Below are 21578 nucleotides of genomic sequence, written 5' to 3'. Positions count from 1 at the left end.
TCGCTTGTGCCGCGTCGCCCCGTACCCCCTGATCAACGTTGCGGAGTGATCCAAGTATCTCGAAGCTTCTCTCGGTAGGAGTTCTTAGTCGAACAGGTTCATCGCGATCCCGTGGCTGAGCGCGCTCGTGCCCTGCAGACCGTCGATTTTCACCGGCTGGCCCGAGATGTGCGTGACGACGATACGCATGATGAACATCCGGGTTCCGCAGGTCGGGTCGATCGTCACCTGGGGCAGCCTGAAATAGGCGGCGTAGTGGTGGGCGTCGTCGCGGATCGTGTGCCGGGTCGTGGCGGTCGCCGTGTTGCGGCAGGTGTGCGCTGTCGGGTCGAGCTGGATTACCTCCAATCGGGCGTCGATGACCGCGTTGGTGCCACGGGCCTTCTGGTACGGTGCGACGCTGGACCGCTGGCACGAAGCCGTGTTCAGGTAGCAGGTGGTGACAGTCAGGTTGGCCAGCGACTGCACCGCGGTCGCGTCCGGAGCCGCAGTCCACTTGTAGACCGGCGTCCCGTCGTTGTAGAACACGTGCACGGTCGAGGTGCCGGCGCCGATGTAGCTGCACGTCGACGACGTGCCGGTGCTGTTGCAGACCGGATTCTGCCACCAGTGTGAGCCGGCCTGGTTGGTGTCGCTCATTTCCAGCCAGGTGCTGCCGGGTACCGCCGTCAGATGGTACGAACTGCTGGCGCTGGACGCGGTGTAGCCGTACACGCCACAGGTGTAGGTCCCTGCGGCCGGCGCGGTGAACAGCAGATCGGCGTACAGGGGCAGGTGCCCGTCGATCGCGTACGACGTGGTGTCGGATCCCTCGTGGTTGCGCGAGGTGACACCCTGCACACCGACCTGCGAGCCGGCGGAGTCGAGGCACCGCACATGGTTGTTCATCGCGGCGATCGAGGTCATGCTGCTGGTCGCCTCGAAGCGGCCCTTGACATGTCGGGACTCGCCGGTGGCCAGTGTGACGGTACGGCTGGTGAGCAGAGTGAGCGCACCAGGGGTGACGTTGCGCGCGCTGGCCAACGTCACCCGGGTTACCGACCCCGAGTCGGCCTGCGTCACGGCGGGCCAGACGGACAGCAGCCCTGCGGCGACGGCCGTCGCCACCGTGGCTCGCAGAGTTCGACGCATAGCCATACCTCCGGAGACGTACACCTGCGGCAGCGACGGAAGGGTACCGAATCGAGTCCGCTTCCACGGGCCCGTCACGCGGTGAAGGGCGTTGCCTGGACGCGATGTGCGGGCTGCCTTGGCAGCGCCTGACCGGCCTGGATGGGTCACAGCGTGGCGAGCGGCTTCAACACGCCGAGCGCTGCGGCTGCCAGCACGCTGCCCCAGATGCCCCAGACGTAGGGTAGGCAGCCGTCGATTGCCCGCCGCATCGTGCGCTCCACCTCCGGCGTGGAGCCGGTCGTCAGCAGTGTGCCGAAGGCCGGGCCGAACGGGCGCAGGGTGAGCCGGATGCCCAGTCCACAGGCGATGGCGACGCTGTAGAGCAGGATCTTGCCGCCCAGCCACTTCGGGTTGGTGCCCACACCGAACGGTGCGGCGGCGAAGAGCGTGTAGAGCGCGGTCCCGGCCAGTCCGGCGATCAGCGCGATCCTGACCGTCCAGTCTGCCCGGCGTACCCACCGGCGGTGCCCCGGGCGGTGATGGTCGGAGATCGTGGCGGCCAGCCACGTCGCCGCGAACACCCAGACCAGCGCGACGATCGGCCAGCCGAACGGATTGATCCCGAAGACCTGCGCGCCGTGCGGATCCAGTGCCATCAGCGTGACGCCGCTGGGCAGGAAGAGCACCAGGCAGATCTTCGGTCCCAGGTCGAGCCCGCTCATGATCTTTAATGCGGTGGCCCGGGCGGCCGGGGTGAGATCGGGCTTGAGGACGTACCGACTCGACCAGAAGACCCCGAGATCGCCGCCCAGCCAGAAGACGAAGAGCACGATGTGCAGCAGAATCCACCAGCCGTAGGGGTGCGGTCCCATTGAAGCCTCCTTGACGTCTCGACCACCAATGGAAACACTGTGTCCACTGTCGAAACAATGGCCGTGTGTCGTCGGGCGTTGTCGAGTGGAAGGGCCCGAATCCGTTGAGGTCGTACCTGTACGTGCCCGGGGACGCGTCCGACAAGCTGGCCAAGGCGACGGGGCGCGGCGCGGACGCAGTGATCGTCGACCTGGAGGACGCGGTGCCGCCAGCCGGCAAGGACGCCGCCCGCTCGGCGGCCGCCGCCTTCCTGCGCGCCGCGCCACCCGGAGTCGCCTGGTGGGTACGGATCAACCCGGGCCGGTTGGGCCACGTCGACGCCGCAGCCGTCGTAGGACCGGGGCTAGCCGGGATCTGTGTGGCGAAGGCCGAGTCCGCAGCCGAACTGGTCGCCCTCGACGAGGTGCTCGGCGCGGCCGAGTCGGCGGCCGGGTTACCAGCGGGCACGACCGCCGTGGTGCCGCTGCTGGAGTCGGCGGCGGCCGTGGTCGCGGCCCTCGACATCGCCCGCGCGCCCCGGGTACGGCGACTGCAACTCGGCGAGGCCGACCTGCGCGCCGACCTCGGCGTCACGCTCGGGCCGGACGAGCGGGAACTGCTCTTCACCCGCTCGCAGGTGGTGCTGGCCAGCGCGGCGGTCGGTATCGCGCCTCCGGTGGCGCCGGTCAGCACCGACTTCCGCGACCTGGTCACGCTGCGCGCGTCGACGATGGCACTGCGGCGGCTCGGCTTCGTCGGTCGGGCCTGTATCCACCCGGCGCAGGTCGCTGTGGTCAACGAGGTGTTCACCCCCACACCGGAGGAGGTGGCGACGGCGGCGGACCTGGTGGCCCGCTTCGACGCGGCGGTCCGCGACGGCACGGGGGTCTGCCTCGACGCACAGGGCCGGATGGTGGACGAGGCGGTGGTCCGCTCCGCCCGCCGCTTGCTTGCCCTGGCGGTGTAGGCACCCGTACCGGCCCCAGGAAGCCGCGCCGGCCTCAGGGAGTCGGGGCGGTCAGCGCGAGTAGCGCCGATGGCGTCACCCCGCCCTCGGTGGTGCCGAGCACGGCGTCGCGTAGCGCGGCGATCCGCGTCGGCGGAAGAGCCCGCTCGGCGTTGAGCTGGAACTTCGTCGCAAGATCGGCCGCGCCCAACGGGTGCTCCGGCCCGCCGCGCGACGAGTCGACCCGGTGCTCCAGGAGAGCACCGCTGTGAGTCCGCACCCGCAGCACCGCCGCGAACGCCCGCGGAAACAGTTCCGACGCCCGGGGGTCGGCCACGCACCGGACCCGGGCCGCCAGCGCCAGCCGGTCGGCCGGCAGCTCGCCGACAAAGTCGTCGAGCGACAGCCCCAGGCCGCCACCGCCGAGCAGCGCCGCCGCGATCGTGTACGGCCCGGAGAACTTCGCGTGGTACGCGCTGCGCGGGCGGATCTTCTCGGCGGTGGGTTCGGCGATGGTACGCAGTACCGGGGCAGCCACCCCCAGCTCGATCTCGGCGACGTCGGCCGGGTCGAGCCCGCCGGCCCGCAGCGCCAGGGCGCAGTCGATGCCGGGGTGGGTGAAGTGGTTCGACGGGTACGGCTTGTAGACCGTGCGGAGCACCTCCCAGTCGGTGCCCAGCCCGCGCAGCAGCGCGTCGGCGGTGAAGTCGCCGGTGTGCGCGGTGAAGAAGCCGAACCGTCCCTCCAGTACGGTCGGTGGCCCGGTCAGCCCGTCGGCCGCCAGCACCGCCGCGCTGACCCCGGCGTGGGCGGCCCAGCCGCAGTGGGCCTGCTTGATCGAGCCGCCGGTGCGGTTGGCCTCCAGGATGCCGGCACCCATGCTCGCGGCGATTCCGATGGCATGGCCGATGCCTGCGGCGTCCAGGCCGTAGAGCAGACCGGCCGCGACGGCCGCACCGATCGTGCCGCAGATCGAGGTGGCATGCTGGCCCCGCTCGAAGTAGACGTTGACCCCGGGGTCGGGCAGATAGCCGGCCATGCCGAGCCGATTGGTGATCTCGATCCCGGCGGCCACCGCCGGGACCACGGCGGCGACGTCGGCAGCCGTACCGGACCCGACCGCCTCTGCGGCGGCGAGCGCGGCCGGTACGACGCTGGCGCTGGGGTGCAGCACCGAGGGCAGGTGCGTGTCGTCGAAGTCCAGCGAGTGGGCCAGCACCCCGTTGACCAGTGCGGCGGCGGGTGCGGGCAGCCGGTCGCCGGCGCCGATGACGGTGGCCTCGCCGACGCCGCCCCAGCGGCGTACGGAGCGCAGTGCGGCCCTCGCCGCCTCGGCCCCCGGGTCGGCGTGCGCGGCCAGGGCCAGCCCGAGGATGTCCAGTACCCGGCCGGGGATGTCGGCGCGGACGGCGTCGGGCACCCCGTGGTCACGACAGTCGACCGCGAAGCGCGCCAGCCGGGCGCTGAGCGTGGGCTCGTCCCCCGGCGCGGCCACGGTCCCGGCTGTGCTTCCGCCCGCCATCCCGGCCGTGCTCCCGCCCGCCATCCCGGCCGTGCTCCCGCCCGACGTCACGGCAGGACCGCCAGCGGGCGGACCGGAGCTCCGGTGGCCCCGACGATGGGCAGCGGGTTGAGTACGAACAGGAACTCCCGGGCCCCGGTGTCCAGCAGCGGGGCCAGGTTCATCGTCTCGACGATGTTGATCCCGTGCTCCACCAGCAGGATCCGGTGCACCGGCAGGGTGGCGTGGCCACGTCCGGCACCGAGGTGCTCGAAGGCGATCGTCTCGCCGCCGACCACCCTGGGGGCTCGTTCGGCGAGCCAGCGCGCGGCGGCCACCCCGGGGCCGGGAACTCCGTCGGCGAGCCCGACGAACGCCGCCCCCTCGTCCCACCGACGCGACCAGCCGGTGCCGATCAGGACCGCGTCGCCCGGTGCGATCCGGGTGTGCCCGGCAGCCTGCTCCAGGTCGTCCGGGGTGATCTCGTAGCCGGCCGGCAGCACGGCGGTCCCATGTATGGCGGCGACGTCAAGCAGCACGGCCCGTCCGACGTACGGGTCGAACGTCTCGATGCCCAGCTCCGCGAAGCCCTCGTGGGACTGCGCCGCCCCGGCCGGCCGGCCGCCGTGCACGAGCCCGTCCTGCGAGACGTGGGCCAGCGCGTCGACGTGGGTACCGACGTGACCACCGGTGATGATGACCTCGTTGGCGGCGCTGCCGCCGTCGGCGCGTACCAGGTCGCCGTGGCGACGCTCGATCACCATCCGAAACGGTGGGTGGTTCGGTGACTGGGGCATTCCCCGGCGCATCGGTTGGGCCAGGTCGATGACCCGGGCCCCGGCCAGCGCCGACCACAGCGCGGTGGTGCCGGAGTCGAGGTCGGGTTGCGGTCCACCGGTCAGGGCCGGGAGACCTCCCGTGTCGGTCATGCCGCCGGTGCGTGGGCCCACTCAGATCACGCCTCTCGACTTCAGGTCGGCGAGTTCGTCGGCGCGCAGGCCGAGCCGTTTGCCGTACACGGATTGGTTGTCGGCACCGGGCGGGCGCCCGGTCCAGGCGATGGCACCGGGAGTCTCGGACATCCGGTACAGCACGTTGGGCATCCGCAGTGGACCGAGCACCGGCTCCTGCACCGTGGTCACGGTGTCCAGGGCCCGGTACTGCGGGTCGGCGAAGACGTCGGCGATGTCGTAGATCGGGGCGACCGCGGCCTGGGCCGCCTCGAACTCGGCGACCACTTCGGGGAGGTCCCGTTCGGCGATCCAGCCCCCGACGTAGCCGTCGAGTTCGTCGGCGTGCTGTGCCCGCGTGACGCCGTTGGCGAACCACGGTTCGTCGATCACCTCGGGGTGCCCGACGAGCCGCAGCACCCGTTCGGCGACTGCCTGGGCGCTGGTGGAGATCGCCACCCACCGGCCGTCGCGGGTGCGGTACGTGTTGCGCGGAGCGTTGTTGACCGACCGGTTGCCGCTGCGCTGCTGCACGGTGCCGAGCTGGTCGTACGCCATCGCCTGCATCCCGAGCACGGTGACCAGCGGTTCGATGATCGCCAGGTCGATGACCTGGCCACGGCCGGTACCGGCGGGTCGGCCGGCGTCGCGGTGGTAGAGCGCGGTCATGACGGCCTGGGCGCAGGTGAGCGCGGAGATGCCGTCGGCGAGCCCGAACGGTGGCAGCGTGGGTGGTCCGTCCGGCTGGCCGGTGATGGCCGCGAAGCCGCTCATCGCCTCGGCGAGGGTGCCGAATCCGGGCCGGTCCCGGTACGGTCCGTGCTGGCCGAACGCGGTGACCCGGGCGATGACCAGCCCGGGATTGTGTTCGTGCAGCGAGTCCGGGGCCAGGCCCCAGCGCTCCAGCGTGCCGGGCCGGAAGTTCTCGATCAGCACGTCGGCCTCGGCGAGTAACCGGCGGGCCAGCGCGGCGCCCTCGGGTCGACCGAGGTCGAGGGTGACGGTCTGCTTGTTGCGGCCGAGCATGGTCCACCACAGTGGCACGCCGTCCTTGGCGGGGCCGTGTCCCCGCGCGGGGTCACCCTTGACCGGATGCTCGATCTTGATGACCTCGGCGCCGTAGTCGCCGAGGATGGTGGCGGCCAGGGGACCGGCGAAGAGCGTCGAGGCGTCCACCACCGTGATGCCGTTCAGTGCGCCGGGCACGGGACCTCCACGGGACCGATCGAGGTGTGGGACGTCAATCTAACCGCCCTTTCTCAGCAATGGAAACCCCGTTACATTGTCCGAAACGCCAAAGGTGAAGGGGGTGCGCGGTGGCGCGTTACGATCTGCTGGTCAAGGGCGGCACGCTGGTACTGCCGTACGTGGGAACGGTCCGGGCTGATCTCGCCACTCGTGACGGCCGGATCGCCGCTGTCGCGGCTGAGCTCGACCCGGCGGATGCCGCCGAGGTGCTCGACGCCGACTCCCGGCTGGTCTTCCCGGGTGCGGTGGATGCGCACTACCACCTGGGCATCTACCGGTCGCTTGCCGAGGACGCCGCCGAGGAGACCCGATCCTCCCTGGTCGGCGGGGCGAGTACGGTGTTGTCGTACTTCCGGACCGGGCAGCACTACCTCAACCGCACCGGCCCGTACGCCGAGATCTTCCCGGAGGTACTCGCGGCCGTGGGCGGTCGCGCCTACACCGACTACGGGTTCCACCTCGCGCCGATGGACACCGCGCAGGTCGGCGAGGTGCCCGCGCTGGTCGGCGAGCATGGCGTGTCGTCGTTCAAGTACTACATGTTCTACAAGGGCTTCAACCTCAGCGCGGACTCCCGCGACGCCAAAGCCTTCACCATGAGCGACGAGTACGATCTTGGCCACCTCTACCAGATCATGGAGGCGGTCGCGGCGGCCAACGGCGCGGACCGGCGGGTCTCGTTGTCGCTGCACTGTGAGCAGGCCGAGCTGATGCGGCTCTTCATCGACCGGGTCCGGGCGGCCGGCGACCCGCAAACCCTCAAGGCATACTCCGACGCCCGCCCGCCGCTGACCGAGCGGGTCGCGATCGGCGAGGCCACCACCCTGGCCGGCGCCACCGGCTGCCCGGTCAACCTGCTGCATCTCTCCTCGGCGGACGCGCTGGACGCGGCCCGGGCGGCCCGGGCCGCGCTGCCCGGTGCCGACATCCGTGCCGAGGTCACCCTGCACCACCTCTGCCTCTCCTACGACGCGCTGACCGGGCTCGGCGGCAAGGTGAACCCTCCGATCCGTACGGTGGCCGATACCGAGGCGCTCTGGGCCGGCGTACTCGACGGCTCGGTCGACTGGGTGGCCTCCGACCACGCGTGTTGCCTCGAGGAGAACAAGGGCGACGCGCTCTGGCCGGCGCTGCCCGGCTTCGGTGGCACCGCGCTGCTCTACCCGCTGCTGATCAGCGAGGGGATGCACAAGCGTGGCCTGTCACCGGTTCGGGTCGCGGAGCTGGCCTCGGCGAATCCCGCGCGGGCCTACGGCCTGTGGGGACGCAAGGGCAACCTGGTCGTGGGCGCGGACGCCGACCTGGCGATCGTCGACCCCGACCTGGAGCAGGAGGTGACGACCGACCTGCTGCTGTCCGGGCAGGACCACTGTCCGTTCGAGGGGCGCAAGGTCCGCGGCTGGCCGGTTGCGACGGTGGTCCGTGGGCACGTCGCATACCGCGATGGCGCGGTCATCGGCGCGCCGCAGGGGGCGTACGTCGCCCGTTAGTCCCAACAGGTGTGACCGGGATGTGACGTGGCCGCACACAGCGGCTGGGTCACATCCCGTCGCCATCACATGGCGTCTACATTCCGTCGCCGGACCACGGACCGCGCGACCGGGACCGCACCGGCAGGGTGGAGATGACCGGTGCCTCGTCGTGCTCGTGGTAGTTCGTCGCCGTGCCGCCCCACTTGATCCACTCATCGGTGGTGTACCAGTTGACCAGCTCGCCGTCCGACCGAATGATCCAGTCGATGTCGGTCTCGGCGACGAAGTGGCCGTGCTTCACCCCGGCCGGTCGGAAGCAGTAGGTGCCCTCGTCGATGTCGCCGAAGTTGTAGGCCATCTTCCCGCCGAGCGTGTAGAACTCCTCGTAGCAGGGGTGGTGGGCCAACCGATGGTCACTCCAACCCTTGTGGGCCCGGATCAGCCGGGTGTAGAAGTTGGTCACCGGGTCGCGGTGCAGCAGCTTGATGTAGAGCGGGGTGATCGGCCCGACGGTCGGGGCGGGGGTCCACTCCATGGCGTCGGAGTCCACCACCGTCACCTCGCCGACGGCGGTGTCCCAGCGGCCGGAGGCGGGGCTCCACTGTGCTTTTTCGACGTCGAAACCGCAGTCGCCATACTCGCGCCAGTGCAACACCGACGAGCCTTCACGGATCCTGATCCAGTCCATCGGCACGCCTCGGGGCACCTGCAGGTAGCCGCCGGGGCCGATCTCCCGATCGCCGTAGATCAGCGAGCCGGACTGTACGAAGAACTCGGTGTCGGCGTGTGGTACGCCCGGCCCGCGCCCCCAGTCGCTGTCGAACCGCAGCGACAGCGAGGACGACCCGTCCTCCTCGTCCACCGAAAGTCGGCGTTCGCGGACCCCGCCCTCGCCGTGCGGCAGCTCCCCGACGTGCCAGATGTAGTCGTTCTCGTGAATCAGTTCGACGTGCGCTCGCACCCGCTGCTCCTCAGGTCGCGTTTCAGGGTCTTCCCGGCGGCGTCGCAGGCGGCGCACCACCCGGCCGGAGGTGCCCGGTAGCCGGCGGTGCCAGGCGCCCGGTAGCCCGGCGATGGTGAGATCGGTGCCGTCCGGGACCAGCATGGCTGCAATGGAAACACCGTTTCCATGGGCACGGCAAGCCTGTCGCCCGCATTGTTCCCCCTAGCGAAACGATGTATCCAACGCCTACCATGCATCGAATGGATGGGGCACTCTCCGACATCAGGGTCCTGGAGACCGGCACGTTGCTCGCCGGTCCGTTCTGCGGTCAGCTCCTCGGCGACTTCGGCGCCGAAGTGATCAAGCTGGAGGACCCCGGCCGGGGCGACCCCATGCGGCAGTGGGGCCGGGAGAAGCCACACGGCCAGTCGCTGTGGTGGCCGGTCGTGGCCCGCAACAAGAAGTCCGTCACCTGCAACCTGCGCAGCCAAGCCGGCCAGGAGCTGCTGCGCCGGCTGGTGGTCGAGTCGGACGTGCTGCTGGAGAACTTCCGCCCCGGCACGCTGGAGCGATGGGGACTCGGCTACGACGTGCTCAGCGCGCTCAACCCGCGCCTGATCCTGGTCCGGGTCAGCGGCTACGGCCAGACCGGGCCGTACTCGCCGCGCGCCGGCTTCGGCTCCATCGGCGAGGCCATGGGCGGCATCCGCTACGTCACCGGCGAGCCCGACCGACCCCCGTCGCGGGCCGGCATCTCACTCGGCGACTCGCTCGCGGCCACCTACGCCGCGTACGGCACCCTCGCCGCCCTGCACGCGCGGGAGCGCAGCGGGCGGGGCCAGGTGGTCGACTCGGCGATCTACGAGGCGGTGCTGGCGATGATGGAGTCGCTGCTGCCCGAGTGGTCGGTGACCGGCTACCAGCGGGAGCGCACCGGGGCGATTCTGCCCAACGTCGCCCCCAGCAACGTCTACCCGACCGCCGAGGGCGGCGACATCCTGATCGCCGCCAACCAGGACACCGTCTTTCGCCGGCTCGCCGAGATCATGGGCCGCCCCGAACTGGCCGACGATCCCCGATACGCCAGCCACGGCGCGCGCGGTGCCCACCAGGCCGAACTCGACCAACTCATCGCCGCGTGGACGGCCACCCACACCGCCGCCGACCTGCTCGATCGGCTGCACGCCGGCGGGGTTCCGGCCGGTGGTATCTACACCGCCGCCGACCTGCTCGCCGACCCGCACGTCGCAGCCCGCGAGGCCATCGTACGGGTGCCGCACGAACGCTTCGGCGAGCTGCCGATGCAGGCGCCGGTGCCGAAGCTGTCCGCCACCCCCGGCGCGGTGAACTGGTCCGGACCCGAGCTGGGGCAGCACAACGACGAGGTGTACGGCGACCTGCTCGGGCTCAGCGCCGAGCAGCGGGCGGCCCTACGCACGGACGGGGTGATCTGAGATGTCCGACGACGCCATGCACAGTGGCAGGCTCGACGCCGACTACGTCGGTGCCGGGTTCGCCCGTCGGCTCGGCTGGGGCACCCGGCCCGCGCTCGTGCTGGTCGACCCGGTCGCCGCGTACGCCGTACCCTCGTCGCCGTTGTTCCTGGCCACCGCGCAGGCCGCGCTGGCCGCGATGGTCGCGCTGCTGGCGGCGGCCCGCGCGGCCCGGGTCCCGGTGGCCTTCACCGCCGTGCGGTACGCCGACGAGTCCTGCGCCGAAGCGCCCCTGTTCGCCGCGAAGGTGCCGGCGCTGACCGCGTTCGCCACCGGCAACCCGCTCGGCGACTTCCCGGCCCAGGTGACGCCTGCCCGGGGCGAGCACATCGTGCACAAGCACTACGCCAGCGCCTTCGCCGGCACCGCGCTGGCCCCCTGGCTCACCGCAGCCGGCGTCGACACGGTGGTGCTCGGCGGCTTCTCCACCAGCGGATGCGTCCGCGCGTCGGCGGTCGACGCCCTGCAGCACGGATTCCGCCCGATGGTGGTGCGCGAGGCGTGCGCCGACCGCGATCCCGGCCCACACGAGGCCAACCTCTTCGACCTCGACGCCAAGTATGCCGACGTGGTGCCGCTGGCCGACGCGGTCGCCCGGTTGGCCGGCGACTGACCGGACCCGTTCTCCCGACTTGATTGGGCAGGAGCAGCCATGCGAAAGGCAGTCATCACCGGCAGCACCAGGGGGATCGGCTTCGCGCTCGCCCGCGAACTGCTCTCGCGGGGTCACTCCGTCGTCGTCTCGGGGCGTACGCGCCCGGCCGTGGACGATGCTGTCGCACGCCTGCGCCCGCAGGCCACCGCAACGGCCGCCGTCCACGGGTTCGCGGTGGATGTCACCGACGCCGCTCAAATCGAGCGAATGTGGAGTGCTGCGGCCGAGGCGTTGGGCGGCGTCGACCTGTGGATCAACAATGCCGGGGTCGCCAACACCACCCGGCGGATCGTCGAGACCACGCCGGAGGACGTCCGGACGATGGTGACCACGAACATGCTCGGCACCGTGTACGGCTCGCAGGTCGCCGTGCGCGGCATGCTCGCCGCCGGCGGCGGCCAGGTCTTCAACGTGCTCGGCGGCGGCAGCGACGGCCGGATCCGCCCCGGCATGGGGGTCTACTCGGCCACCAAGCGCGGTCTGGACTCCTTCACCCGGGCACTGGTCAAGGAGGTCACCGGCACCGGTGTGCGGGTCGGCCAGATCCGCCCCGGCATCCTCGTCACCGAGGGGTGGCTGCGCGAGGCCGCCGCCGCGCCGGAGCAGGTGGCGCGGCAGCGCCGACTGCTCAACATCCTCTGCGACCACGTCGACGACGTCGCGCCGTACCTGGTCGAGCGGATGCTGGCGAGCACCAGGAACGGCGACGCGATCGCCTGGCTCACCATCGGCCGGATGACCCGCAGGTTCCTCGCCCCCGGCAAGCGGGACGTGCTCGCCCGCTACGGACTCTGACCGGTTCGACTCAGGGAAGGATGGCATCGGGTGAAGGGTGTGCAGCTCAACATGGCCGCCGGGATCCGCGAGTTCGGCCGGGCCACGCCCGGCCGCGTCGCGGTCGTCGACGGCGACCACACCGTGACGTTCGGCGCGCTCGACGAGCGCTCCAACCGGCTCGCGTCCGCGACGCTCGCGCGCGGCATCGCCCCCGGTGAACGGATCGCGGTGCTGAGCGACAACCGCTACGAGTACTTCGAGATATCGGCGGCGATGGCCAAGGCCGGCATCCCGACCGTACCGCTGAACACGAAGAACAACAGCCCGGACAACGCCTACATCCTCGCCCATTCGCAGGCGAAGGGGATCATCCTGGCCGACGAGCTGGCCGGCAACGTCGACGGGCTGCTCGACGGCCTGCCGCTCGTGCTCAGCTTCGCCGGCGAGGTCGGCGAGCGGTACGAGACGTTCCTGGGACAGGGCCGCGCGGTCGATCCGCAGGTCCCCGTCGACGAGTGCGACCCGTTCTGCGTCACGTACACCTCCGGCACCACCGGGCGGCCCAAGGGCGTCCTGCTGACCCACCGGGGACGGGTCCTCACCGCGTTCGGGGTCGGGCTGGACTACGGACTCGGCCCCAACCGCAGCACGATCGCGGTCGCGCCGATGCACCACGGCGCGGGGTTCGCGTTCGCCTACACCGCCCCGATGCTCGGCGGCTCGTGCACCGTGCTGTCGACCTGGGATCCGGAGCGGCTGCTGGACCTGATGGTGGCCAGTCGCGCCTCCACGGTGTTCCTGGTGCCCACGCACGCCCAGCACCTCCGCCGGTTCTGTGCGGAGCCGGCCGCCCGGTACGACCTGTCGGCGCTGCGGACGTTGTACTTCAACGCCGCCGCGTTGCCGGTGGCGCTGAAGGAGTGGGTGATCGCCGCGTTCCCCGGCGTCGACGTGCACGAGTTGTACGGCTCGACCGAGTGCTCCATCGTCACCAACCTGCGCCCGAGGTTCGCCCTGGAACGGGCCGGCAGTGTCGGGCATCCCTGGTTCTGGAACGAGGTCCGGCTCACCGACGACGACGGTAACGAGGTCGGGCCGGGTGAGCCCGGCGAGCTGTTCGCGCGCTCGCCGCTGCTGCTGGCCGGGTATCTCGACGACGAGGAGGCCACCCGGGCCGGGTACGACGCGGACGGGTTCTTCTCCGTCGGGGACGTGGCCGTGCGCGACGAGGAGGGTTTCATCACCATCGTCGACCGGAAGAAAGACATGATCATCGCGGGCGGGGTCAACGTCTTCCCACGCGAGATCGAGGAGGCCATCGCCCGCCACGAGCCGGTCGACGAGGTCGCCGTGGTCGGCGTGCCCGATGAGGTGTACGGCGAGCGCATCGCCGCGTTCGTGGTGGGCCGCCCGGGGACGCGGATCGACGTCGGGGCGCTGGAGAGCCACGTCCGGCAGCACGTGGCGCGCTACAAGGTGCCCCGCGAGTGGCACGTCGTGGAGGTGTTGCCGCGCAACCCGAGCGGCAAGATCCTCAAGCGGGTCATCCGCGACAGGTACCTCGCGCGGGACGAAGTCCCCCCTTCTTCGGGTGCTCAGCGTCGAGAGGAGATCGACTGATGGGGCTCAAGCAGGGCTGGACCGGGCGGTTCTTCGAGGACTTCGAGATCGGAGACGTCTACCAGCATCCCCTGGGACGCACCATCACGGAGACCGACAACACCTGGTTCACGCTGCTGACCATGAACACAAACGAGATGCACTTCAACGCCGAGTACGCCGCGCGGTCGGAGTTCGGCAAGCCGCTCGTGGTGTCGACGCTCACGGTGGCCATCGCGGTCGGGCAGAGCGTCACCGACCTGACCCAGAACGCGTTCGCGAACCTCGGCTGGGACGAGATCCGGATGACCCACCCGGTGTTCGCCGGTGACACGCTCTACAGCGAGTCGATCGTGCTGGAGAAGCGCGAGTCCGCGTCCCGCCCGCATGCCGGCATCGTCATGGTGCGTACCCGTGCACTGAACCAGCACGGCGACGAGGTCTGTTCCTTCAAGCGGACGTTCTATGTGTACCGCCGGGGTGCCGAGCAACTGGAAAACCTCTTCCCAGTCGGGAAGTCCCCGCTCTCCCTCAACGGCACCGGCACCGGCACCGGCAACGGCACCGGCAATGGCAATGGCAATGGCGAGGCAACGGCATGAGGCTCACCTACCAGCCGTGGGGTGAGACGCTCGCGGAGCTGGCCGACGCCGGACGCCGGGCGGAACGCGCGGGTGCCGAGGTGCTCTGGGTCTCGGAGCTGCACCGCAGCGCGACCGGCACCGCCGCCGCCCTGGCCGGGGCGACGTCCACCGCACGGATCGGCACCGCGATCGTCCTGGCCTTCACCCGCAGCCCGATGATCACCGCGCTGGAGGCGCTGGACCTGGCCGAGCTCTCCGGCGGTCGGTTCGTGCTCGGGCTCGGCTCCGGCGTGCGCCGCCTCAACGAAGACTGGCACAACGTCCCGTTCGGCAAACCGGTCGGACATGTTCGCGAGACGGTCCGCAACATCCGGCTCTTCTGGGACGCCTGCACCACCGGTGCCGCGATCCGGGTCGACGGCGAGTACGAGCCGATGCACATGCGTGGCTACCAGCGTCCGTACGCCGTGCCGCAGCGGCCCATCCCGGTCTACCTGGCCGCGATGGGCCCGCTGATGACCCGACTGGCCGGCGAGATCGGCGACGGCTGGATCAGCCACGAGCTGTGCTCACCGGACTACCTGCGAGAGCGGATCCTGCCCGACCTCACGCTCGGCATCGACCGCGCGTACGGCAAGGCACGCCACGACCTCGACGTGGTGGTCTCCGCGTGCTGCTCGGTCGCCGCCGACCCGGCGCTCGCCCGCCGCCGCGCCGCCGGGGTGGTCGGCTTCTACGCCACGGTCCGCACCTACGCCGACTTCTTCGCCTTCCACGGTCTCGCCGAGGACCAGCAGGCCGTCATCGACGCGTTCCGGGCCGGTGCCGGCGCGGACGGCCTCGCCGGCAGCGTCAGCGACCGGATGATCGACGCGCTCACCATGACCGGCACCTGCGACGACGTCGCTGCGCGGATCGCGGCCTATGCGGGCCTCGCCGACACCGTGAAGTTGAGTCCGCCGACCCATGGGCTGTCGCCCGCCGAGACCCGCGCGGCCCAGGACGAGATCATCGCGCTGATCGGTGAGCTGACGGGAGCGTCCCTATGAGACCACTGGAGGATCTGCGCATCGTCGCGGTCGAGCAGTACGGCGCCGGGCCGTTCGGCAGCGTTCACCTCGCCGACCTCGGTGCCCAGGTCATCAAGATCGAGGACCCGCGGGCCGGCGGTGACGTTGGCCGGTACGTGCCGCCGTACGCCGAGGGGGAGGACTCGCTCTTCTTCGAGACGTTCAACCGCAACAAGCGCAGCATCTCCCTCGACCTGGGTACGGCCGCCGGGCGCGGCGTCTTCGAGCAGCTCGTCGCGGTCTCCGACGTCGTCTACTCCAACCTGCGTGGAGACGTGCCGGAGAAGCTGTGTATCCGGTACGACGACCTCAAGCACCTCAACCCGCGCATCGTGTGTGTGGCGTTGACCGGGTTCGGGATGACCGGGCCACGCAAGCGGGAACCCGGCTACGACTACGTGCTGCAGGGCCTCGCCGGCTGGATGGAGCTGACCGGTGAGCCGGACGGGCCGCCCACCAAGTCCGGTCTGTCTCTCGTGGACTACTCGGGCGGCTTCGTGGCCGCGATCTCGCTCCTGGCCGGGGTGCACGCCGCCCGCCGCGACGGTGTCGGCATGGACTGCGACGTCAGCCTGTACGACACCGCGGTGTCGATGCTGACCTACCCCGCGACGTGGCACCTGAACGCCGGGTTCCGGCCGGTCCGTACGCACAACTCGGCGCACCCGTCGCTGGTGCCGTTCCAGGCGTTCGAGGCCAAGGACGGCTGGCTGGTCGTCGGCTGTGCGAAGGAGAAGTTCTGGGCCCGACTGTGCCACGTCGTCGGCCACCCGGAGTGGGCCGAGGCAGGCTCGCCGTACGCGACCTTCGCCGCCCGCCAGGAGAACAGCGCCGACCTGCTGCCCCGGTTGGAGGCGATCTTCCGGCAGAAGACCGTCGACGACTGGCTCGGGCAGCTCTCCGCCGGGTCGATCCCGTGCGGCCCGATCAACGACGTCGGCGCGGCCCTGGTGGACGAACAGACCGCCGCCCGAAACCTCGTGGTCACCACCGACCACCCCCGGTACGGCGAGGTACGGCAGCTCGCATCCCCGGTCCGGGTCGGCGACGAGACGCCCACCTACCGTCGGGCACCACAGCGCAACGAGGACCTCGCCCTCGTCACCGAGGAAATCCTGGGCCTGGACGCGCAGCAGGTGGCGGCGCTGCGGGCGGCCGGCGCGTTCGGCGACGTCCCGACACCCGGCGCACGCACCCCCGACAGCCCCGACACCACTGCGGCTGCGGCACGATGATCGCCGAGGAGCTTGCCGAGTGGGGCACCAGCCCTGTCGAGGTGCCCGACGGGGTGCGGGCCGCGGCGCTGCGATACCTGCTCGACGGGGTCGGCACGGCGCTGGGCGGATTGCGTACCGGCATGGTGGCGGCGGAGTGCGATGAGCCATCCCCGATTCCGGCCGTCGCCGTCGCCCGGGCGCTCGGCGGGCCACCGGAGGCGACGATCATCGGGTCGCGGGACCGGGTCGGGGCACCGGCCGCCGCGCTCGCCAACGGCACCCTCGTGCACACGCTGGACTTCGACGACACCCACGCCAGCGGCCTCGTCCACGCGACGACCGTGGTGCTGCCGGCCGCGTTCGCCGTCGGTGAGCAGGTCGGCGCGACCGGCCGGGCCGTACTCGACGCCGCCGTGGTCGGCTACGAGACCGTGTGCCGGGTCGCCGCCGCCGCGCCGCACGGCTTCCACGCCCGTGGGCTGCACGCCACCATGGTGGCCGGCGTGTTCTCCTCGGCGATCGTCGCGGCCCGGCTGCTCGGTCACGACGCCGCACGGACCGTCGACGCGCTCGGCATCGCCGGTAGCCAGGCCGGCGGGCTGCTCGCGTTCCTGCACAGTGGTGCGTCGACGAAGCAACTGCACCCGGGGTTCGCCGCGCACGCCGGCATCCTCGCCGCCCGGCTGGCCGCAGCCGGGGCCAGCGGCCCGGCGAACGTCTTCGACGGCCCGCACGGGGTGTACGACGCGCTCGCCGCCGGCACGGTCGACCTCGCGTCCGTCACCGCCGACCTCGGCACGCGCTGGGAGACCACCCGGATCGGCATCAAGCCCTATCCGGCGTGCCAGCTCTCGCACGCCGCGATCGACGCGGTCGGCGACGCGATGCGCCGCAGCGGATTCAGGCCCGGTGGGTTCGGGCCCGGCGACGTCGCCGCGATCGACGTCGACGTACACCCCGACTCGGTTCCCACGGTCTGCGACACCCGGCGAGACCTGGCCCGGCCGGCGTCCCCGTACGCGGCGAAGTTCTCGCTGCCGTGGAGCGTCGCCGCCGCTGTCGTCGACGGTGACCTGACCACCGCGACGTACGAGCCGGACTCGCTCGGCCGACCCGAGGTGGAACGCGTTGCCCGGCTGGTCCGCTGGCACGTCACCCCCACCGGAGGCGCTGCGGCCGACGCGCCCGGCACCGCACGCATCACACTCACCGACGGCTCGACCATCACCGGCAGTGTGCCGCGCAGCACGGGCGGCCCGGACAATCCGCTGACCGACGAGCAGCTCGTCGCGAAGTTCCACGGCAACGCCGGAGGTGACGACAGCACCCACCTCGTCGACCTGCTGCACCGACTCGAAGAGCTGGACACCATCGAACCGCTCATGGCGGCGCTGGCCGCCGCCGGTACAGGTAGGGACCGCCCGTGACACTGCACGCCATCAGACCGCCGTCCTTCCGCTGGTTCCCGTACGACGGGTTCACGTTCTGCCTCGGCCTCGCCGAGGGCGACGCGGCTTGGACCTCCGGCCACACCTCCGCCGCGTTCGACGAGGCCGTCGGCAGGATGACGGTCACCGGGGACATGGCAGCCCAGGCGCGCACCGCGTACGAGAAGGTGCTGACGATCCTGTCCGCGGCCGGGTTCGGGCCGCAGGACGTCACCCGGGTCACCGAGAACGTGACAATCGCCGGGCTCGCCGAGTACGAGGCGGCTGCGGCCCTCCGGCGGGAGGTCTTCGGCGACCACGAGCCCGTGCTGCGGACGGTCGTAGTCGATCGACTCGTCCGGCGTACCGCGCTGGTGGAGGTCGAGCTGCACGCGGTGCGCGGCGGCGGCGAGATGCTGGCCGCCAGCGAGCCCCGGAGGGCCGGCACCTGGCGGGCCTCCACGGTGCGGACCGGTCACGACGGCGCGGTCTGTTTGCCGACGATGCTCCCGGTCGACGCCGCCGGTGCAGTGGTCCACCCGGGCGACTTCGCCGCCCAGTATGCCTACTGCCTGGACCGGGCGGGCGACTTGCTCGAGGCGGTCGGGCTCTCCCTCGATGCGGTCGTCACCACCTACGACTACTCGACCCCGGAGAGCCGCGACGTGTACCGCCGGACGCACCGCGTACGCAGGGAACGCCTCGGCGGTGCCGGCGTGTACCCGGGCGCGGGCGGCATCCTGATGAGCCGGCTGCACCACCCGGACGCGCTCGTCGCGATCGACGTCACCGCCTCCCGGCACCCGCTGGAACTGGTCAACCCGGGCTGGTCCCGCTACGACACGCTCACCTACGCCCCCGGGGTCAGGGCCGGTCGGACGCTGTACATGTCCGGGTTCGCGGCGCTGGACATGCAGACGCAACAGGCCCTGTATCCCGACGACATCGTGGCGCAGGCCGAGGCGACCTATGGCGCGATCCTGCACCTGCTGCGCTACGCCGGCCTCGGACCGGAGCACCTGCTGGAGACGACCGAGTACTGCGTCGAGTCCGCGCTGCCGGCGTACCGGGGCGTGGCGGGAGTGCGGGAACGGCTGCTCAGCCCGCCCTGGCCGGCGTCGACCGGGGCGATCTGCAAGGCCCTGTTGCGTCCCGAGTTCCTGTTCGAGGTCTTCCCGACGGCGGTGTACCCGGCATGAGCGGTCCGGAGCGAAGCGGAGGGGATGCCGTGGGCCTGCTGACCGACGAACTGCGCGCGTTACTGGGCACGAGGAAGGTGTACACCGCACCGGAACCGCTCGGCGCGGCGGCCGGCCGGTACTTCGGCATGGCCGTCGGCGACGACAACCCGCTGTACTCGGACGCCGAGTTCGCCCGCGCGCAGGGCCTGCCGGGTGTGACCGCCCCGCCGACGCTCATCTGCGAAACCAACCAGTACGCGAACCTCCCGATGGACCGCGATGGCTACGCCGGGCACTCCTGGCACCTGAACGTCCCCGGCACCCGCCAGGTCCGTGGCGGCAACAGCTACACGTTCCACCGCCGGGTACGCCCCGACGACGTCATCACCGCGACCTGGGAGATCCACGACCTGACCGAGAAGCAGACCCGTACCGGCGTGGACATGCTCGTGGTCTCCTCCCGCGCGACGTACACCAACCAGGACGGCGAGCTGCTCGCCGTCAACGAGGAGACGATCATCCTGGTCAGCCTGGACGGTGCCGCATGACGGTCCAGCTGCCCCCACTGCACGTCGGGGATGAGCTGCCCGCGCTGGAACGCACCATCACGCTCACCGACATGGTCGCCTACGCCGGTGCCACCTGGGACTGGTACCGCCTGCACTTCGACCCCGAGTTCGTGGCCGCCGCCCAGGTCCCGGGCCCGGTCGTGGACGGGCAGGTGCTCGGAGCGCTCTTCGTCGAGCTGCTGCAGGACGCGCTCGGCCCGCGCTGCTTCGTACACGAGTTGTCGTTCACGTTCCGAAACCTGATGTTCGCCGGCGAGACCGTCCGGTGCGCGGGCACCGTGGTCGCGGTCGCTGCCGACCGCGTCCGGGTCGACCTCTCCGCCACGATCCTGGCCAGCGCGTACGGCCCGCAGCGGCCCGCGGCCCACCCCGCCCATGCGACGGTCCTGCTGGGTACGGCCGACGGGCCGGGCGCGCGGTGACCGGCGTCGCGATCGTCGGTGCGGCCGAGTGCGACCTCGGCCGCACCGGGAAGTCCACGCTCACGCTGCAGACCCAGGCCGTCACCCGGGCGCTCGCCGACGCCGGGCTGACCCTCGCCGACGTCGACGGACTGGCCACCACCGGGGTGTCCCGGTTCTCCACCACCCAACTCGCCGAGTATCTCGGGTTGCGGCCTCGCTGGGTCGACTCGACGTTCGTCGGCGGGTCGGCCGCCGAGATGATGGTCGCCCGCGCCACGCAGGCGATCGAAGCCGGCCAGGTCTCCACCGTGGTCATCAGTTTCGCGTCGAACCAGCGCTCGGCGCGTTCGCGCAGCCTCGGTGGGGTCGTCGAGGAGCACACCCCGGAGGCCCAGTTCGAGACGCCGTACGGCCCGCTGTATCCGCTGTCGTACTACGCGATGGCGGCGCGGCAGTACTTCCACCGGTACGGCGGGACACGGGAGAAGCTGGCCGAGATCGCGGTCGCCGCCCGGGAGTGGGCGCTGCTCAACCCGGCCGCGTTCCGCTATGGTGCTGGGCCGCTGACCGTCGAGGATGTGCTTGTCGCGCCGATGGTCTCCAGCCCGCTGACCGTCGCCGACTGCTGCCTGGTGACCGATGGCGGGGGAGCGGTGGTGCTCACCGCGCTGGACCGGGCCCGCGACCTGCGGCATCCGCCGGTCCGGGTCCTCGGGTACGGCGAGCGGTCGACGAACATGTCGATGACCGCCGTCGAGGACCTGACGGTCACCGGTGCGCGGGAGTCCGGTCGGGAGGCGTTCGCCCGGGCCGGCATCACGCCGTCCGACGTGGATGTGCTTCAGGTGTACGACTCGTTCACGATCACCGCCGCGCTCAGCGTCGAGGCGCTGGGCTTCTGCGGACCGGGCGAGGTGCTCGACTTCATCCAGGACGGCCGGATCCGCCCCGGCGGTGGGCTGCCGCTGGACACCTCCGGCGGTGGCCTGTCGTACTGCCATCCCGGCCAGTACGGGGTGCTGCTGCTGGTGGAGGCGGTCCGCCAGCTGCGCGGCGAGGCGGGTGCCCGGCAGGTGCCCGACGCCCGGGTGGCCGTGGCGCATGGCACCGGCGGAATCCTGTCCACACACGCGACGGTCGTGTTGGGGGTGCAGCGGTGAACGTACCGCCGCCCGACGGTTGTGCTGGGCGTGCGGCGGTGAACGTACCGCCGCCCGACGACGTGACGGACGGCTGGTGGGACGCCACCCGGGAGCACCGCTACACGCTGCAGACCTGCGGGTCCTGCGGGCACGTCCAGCACCCGCCCCGAGCACTGTGCACCGCCTGCTCGGATACGGCGGACCTCGGGTTCGTCGAGGCGTCCGGAGACGGCGTCGTGGACACCTTCACCGTGGTGCACCGGGCACCCGGGCCGGGGGTTGCCGTGCCGTACACGATTGCCCGGATCCGGCTCGCCGAGGGGCCGATCGTGCTGTCCACGCTCGATGGCCAGGACTGGCGGATCGGGGAACCGGTCCGCGTCGGCTGGCGCGATCTCGACGACGGCCGGGCACTGCCGGTCTTCCACCGCTGAC

General features: G+C 71.3%; 21 protein-coding genes. 15 read left to right on the top strand and 6 right to left on the bottom strand.

Annotation, left to right across the window (positions count from 1 at the left end; all coding sequences use genetic code 11):
- Positions 1-84: 84 nt before the first annotated feature.
- On the bottom strand, positions 85-1131 hold the full coding sequence (locus FHR38_RS01040) for a hypothetical protein (protein ID WP_221448870.1): 1047 nt from the start codon (positions 1129-1131) through the stop codon (positions 85-87).
- A gap of 146 nt (positions 1132-1277) precedes the next feature.
- On the bottom strand, positions 1278-1985 hold the full coding sequence (locus FHR38_RS01035; RefSeq protein ID WP_184531965.1) for a hypothetical protein: 708 nt from the start codon (positions 1983-1985) through the stop codon (positions 1278-1280).
- Positions 1986-2050: 65 nt separating this feature from the next.
- Between FHR38_RS01035 and FHR38_RS01030 the strand changes: the two genes are divergently transcribed.
- The gene (locus tag FHR38_RS01030) at positions 2051-2932 is read left to right on the top strand and encodes an HpcH/HpaI aldolase/citrate lyase family protein (protein WP_312881699.1); all 882 of its coding nucleotides are present in this window, start codon (positions 2051-2053) and stop codon (positions 2930-2932) included.
- Between the two features lie 34 nt (positions 2933-2966).
- Here FHR38_RS01030 and FHR38_RS01025 read toward each other — a convergent pair whose 3' ends face one another.
- From FHR38_RS01025 to FHR38_RS01015, 3 genes are read right to left on the bottom strand one after another with little or no spacing between them, the layout of a single operon-like run.
- On the bottom strand, positions 2967-4433 hold the full coding sequence (locus FHR38_RS01025) for an MmgE/PrpD family protein (RefSeq protein ID WP_221448869.1): 1467 nt from the start codon (positions 4431-4433) through the stop codon (positions 2967-2969).
- 47 nt (positions 4434-4480) lie between these two features.
- Positions 4481-5341, bottom strand: a complete 861-nt coding sequence (locus FHR38_RS01020; RefSeq protein ID WP_184531961.1) for a cyclase family protein — start codon at positions 5339-5341, stop codon at positions 4481-4483.
- A 21-nt stretch (positions 5342-5362) separates the two neighbouring features.
- Positions 5363-6568 carry a CaiB/BaiF CoA transferase family protein gene (locus tag FHR38_RS01015; protein ID WP_184531959.1) on the bottom strand — a complete coding sequence of 402 codons (1206 nt, stop codon included), beginning with the start codon at positions 6566-6568 and terminating at the stop codon, positions 5363-5365.
- Positions 6569-6678: 110 nt separating this feature from the next.
- Here FHR38_RS01015 and FHR38_RS01010 point away from each other — a divergent pair, with 110 nt between their 5' ends.
- On the top strand, positions 6679-8100 hold the full coding sequence (locus FHR38_RS01010; RefSeq protein ID WP_184531957.1) for a dihydroorotase: 1422 nt from the start codon (positions 6679-6681) through the stop codon (positions 8098-8100).
- A gap of 76 nt (positions 8101-8176) precedes the next feature.
- Here the strand turns inward: FHR38_RS01010 and FHR38_RS01005 are convergent, their stop codons facing one another.
- Positions 8177-9187, bottom strand: a complete 1011-nt coding sequence (locus tag FHR38_RS01005; RefSeq protein WP_184531955.1) for a DUF4437 domain-containing protein — start codon at positions 9185-9187, stop codon at positions 8177-8179.
- 98 nt (positions 9188-9285) lie between these two features.
- Between FHR38_RS01005 and FHR38_RS01000 the strand changes: the two genes are divergently transcribed.
- Genes FHR38_RS01000 through FHR38_RS33035 form a run of 13 tightly spaced genes read left to right on the top strand, consistent with a single transcriptional unit; the run spans position 9286 to position 21577 of the window.
- Positions 9286-10479: a CaiB/BaiF CoA transferase family protein gene (locus FHR38_RS01000; protein ID WP_184531953.1), complete on the top strand. Its 1194-nt coding sequence runs from the start codon at positions 9286-9288 to the stop codon at positions 10477-10479.
- Between the two features lies 1 nt (position 10480).
- Positions 10481-11131 carry an isochorismatase family protein gene (locus FHR38_RS00995; RefSeq protein WP_246446209.1) on the top strand — a complete coding sequence of 217 codons (651 nt, stop codon included), beginning with the start codon at positions 10481-10483 and terminating at the stop codon, positions 11129-11131.
- A 39-nt stretch (positions 11132-11170) separates the two neighbouring features.
- Positions 11171-11968, top strand: a complete 798-nt coding sequence (locus FHR38_RS00990) for an SDR family oxidoreductase (RefSeq protein ID WP_184531951.1) — start codon at positions 11171-11173, stop codon at positions 11966-11968.
- 30 nt (positions 11969-11998) lie between these two features.
- Complete coding sequence (locus FHR38_RS00985; RefSeq protein WP_312881697.1) at positions 11999-13570, top strand: class I adenylate-forming enzyme family protein; 1572 nt, start codon at positions 11999-12001, stop codon at positions 13568-13570.
- Complete coding sequence (locus FHR38_RS00980) at positions 13570-14151, top strand: MaoC family dehydratase (RefSeq protein ID WP_184531950.1); 582 nt, start codon at positions 13570-13572, stop codon at positions 14149-14151. Before FHR38_RS00985 ends, FHR38_RS00980 begins: the two co-directional genes overlap by 1 nt.
- The gene (locus FHR38_RS00975) at positions 14148-15182 is read left to right on the top strand and encodes an LLM class flavin-dependent oxidoreductase (protein WP_184531949.1); all 1035 of its coding nucleotides are present in this window, start codon (positions 14148-14150) and stop codon (positions 15180-15182) included. Before FHR38_RS00980 ends, FHR38_RS00975 begins: the two co-directional genes overlap by 4 nt.
- On the top strand, positions 15179-16438 hold the full coding sequence (locus FHR38_RS00970) for a CaiB/BaiF CoA transferase family protein (protein ID WP_184531948.1): 1260 nt from the start codon (positions 15179-15181) through the stop codon (positions 16436-16438). The genes FHR38_RS00975 and FHR38_RS00970 overlap by 4 nt, the downstream gene beginning before the upstream one ends.
- The gene (locus FHR38_RS00965; RefSeq protein ID WP_184531947.1) at positions 16435-17847 is read left to right on the top strand and encodes an MmgE/PrpD family protein; all 1413 of its coding nucleotides are present in this window, start codon (positions 16435-16437) and stop codon (positions 17845-17847) included. Before FHR38_RS00970 ends, FHR38_RS00965 begins: the two co-directional genes overlap by 4 nt.
- Entirely contained in the window at positions 17844-19046 is a 1203-nt protein-coding gene (locus FHR38_RS00960) for a RidA family protein (protein ID WP_184531946.1), read from the top strand. The genes FHR38_RS00965 and FHR38_RS00960 overlap by 4 nt, the downstream gene beginning before the upstream one ends.
- Positions 19043-19576 carry an FAS1-like dehydratase domain-containing protein gene (locus tag FHR38_RS00955; protein WP_221448868.1) on the top strand — a complete coding sequence of 178 codons (534 nt, stop codon included), beginning with the start codon at positions 19043-19045 and terminating at the stop codon, positions 19574-19576. Before FHR38_RS00960 ends, FHR38_RS00955 begins: the two co-directional genes overlap by 4 nt.
- The gene (locus tag FHR38_RS31785) at positions 19573-20019 is read left to right on the top strand and encodes a MaoC/PaaZ C-terminal domain-containing protein (protein WP_184531944.1); all 447 of its coding nucleotides are present in this window, start codon (positions 19573-19575) and stop codon (positions 20017-20019) included. The genes FHR38_RS00955 and FHR38_RS31785 overlap by 4 nt, the downstream gene beginning before the upstream one ends.
- Positions 20016-21161, top strand: a complete 1146-nt coding sequence (locus FHR38_RS00945) for an acetyl-CoA acetyltransferase (protein ID WP_184531942.1) — start codon at positions 20016-20018, stop codon at positions 21159-21161. The genes FHR38_RS31785 and FHR38_RS00945 overlap by 4 nt, the downstream gene beginning before the upstream one ends.
- Positions 21158-21577 (top strand): Zn-ribbon domain-containing OB-fold protein, encoded by a 420-nt coding sequence (locus tag FHR38_RS33035; RefSeq protein ID WP_221448867.1) that lies wholly within the window; start codon positions 21158-21160, stop codon positions 21575-21577. Before FHR38_RS00945 ends, FHR38_RS33035 begins: the two co-directional genes overlap by 4 nt.
- The last annotated feature ends 1 nt before the right edge of the window (position 21578 follow it).

It is taken from the genome of Micromonospora polyrhachis (assembly GCF_014203835.1).
In the GTDB taxonomy this organism is placed as follows: domain Bacteria; phylum Actinomycetota; class Actinomycetes; order Mycobacteriales; family Micromonosporaceae; genus Micromonospora_H; species Micromonospora_H polyrhachis.
Note: the sequence above shows the minus strand (reverse complement) of the source record. Positions and strands in the feature narration are given on the sequence as shown.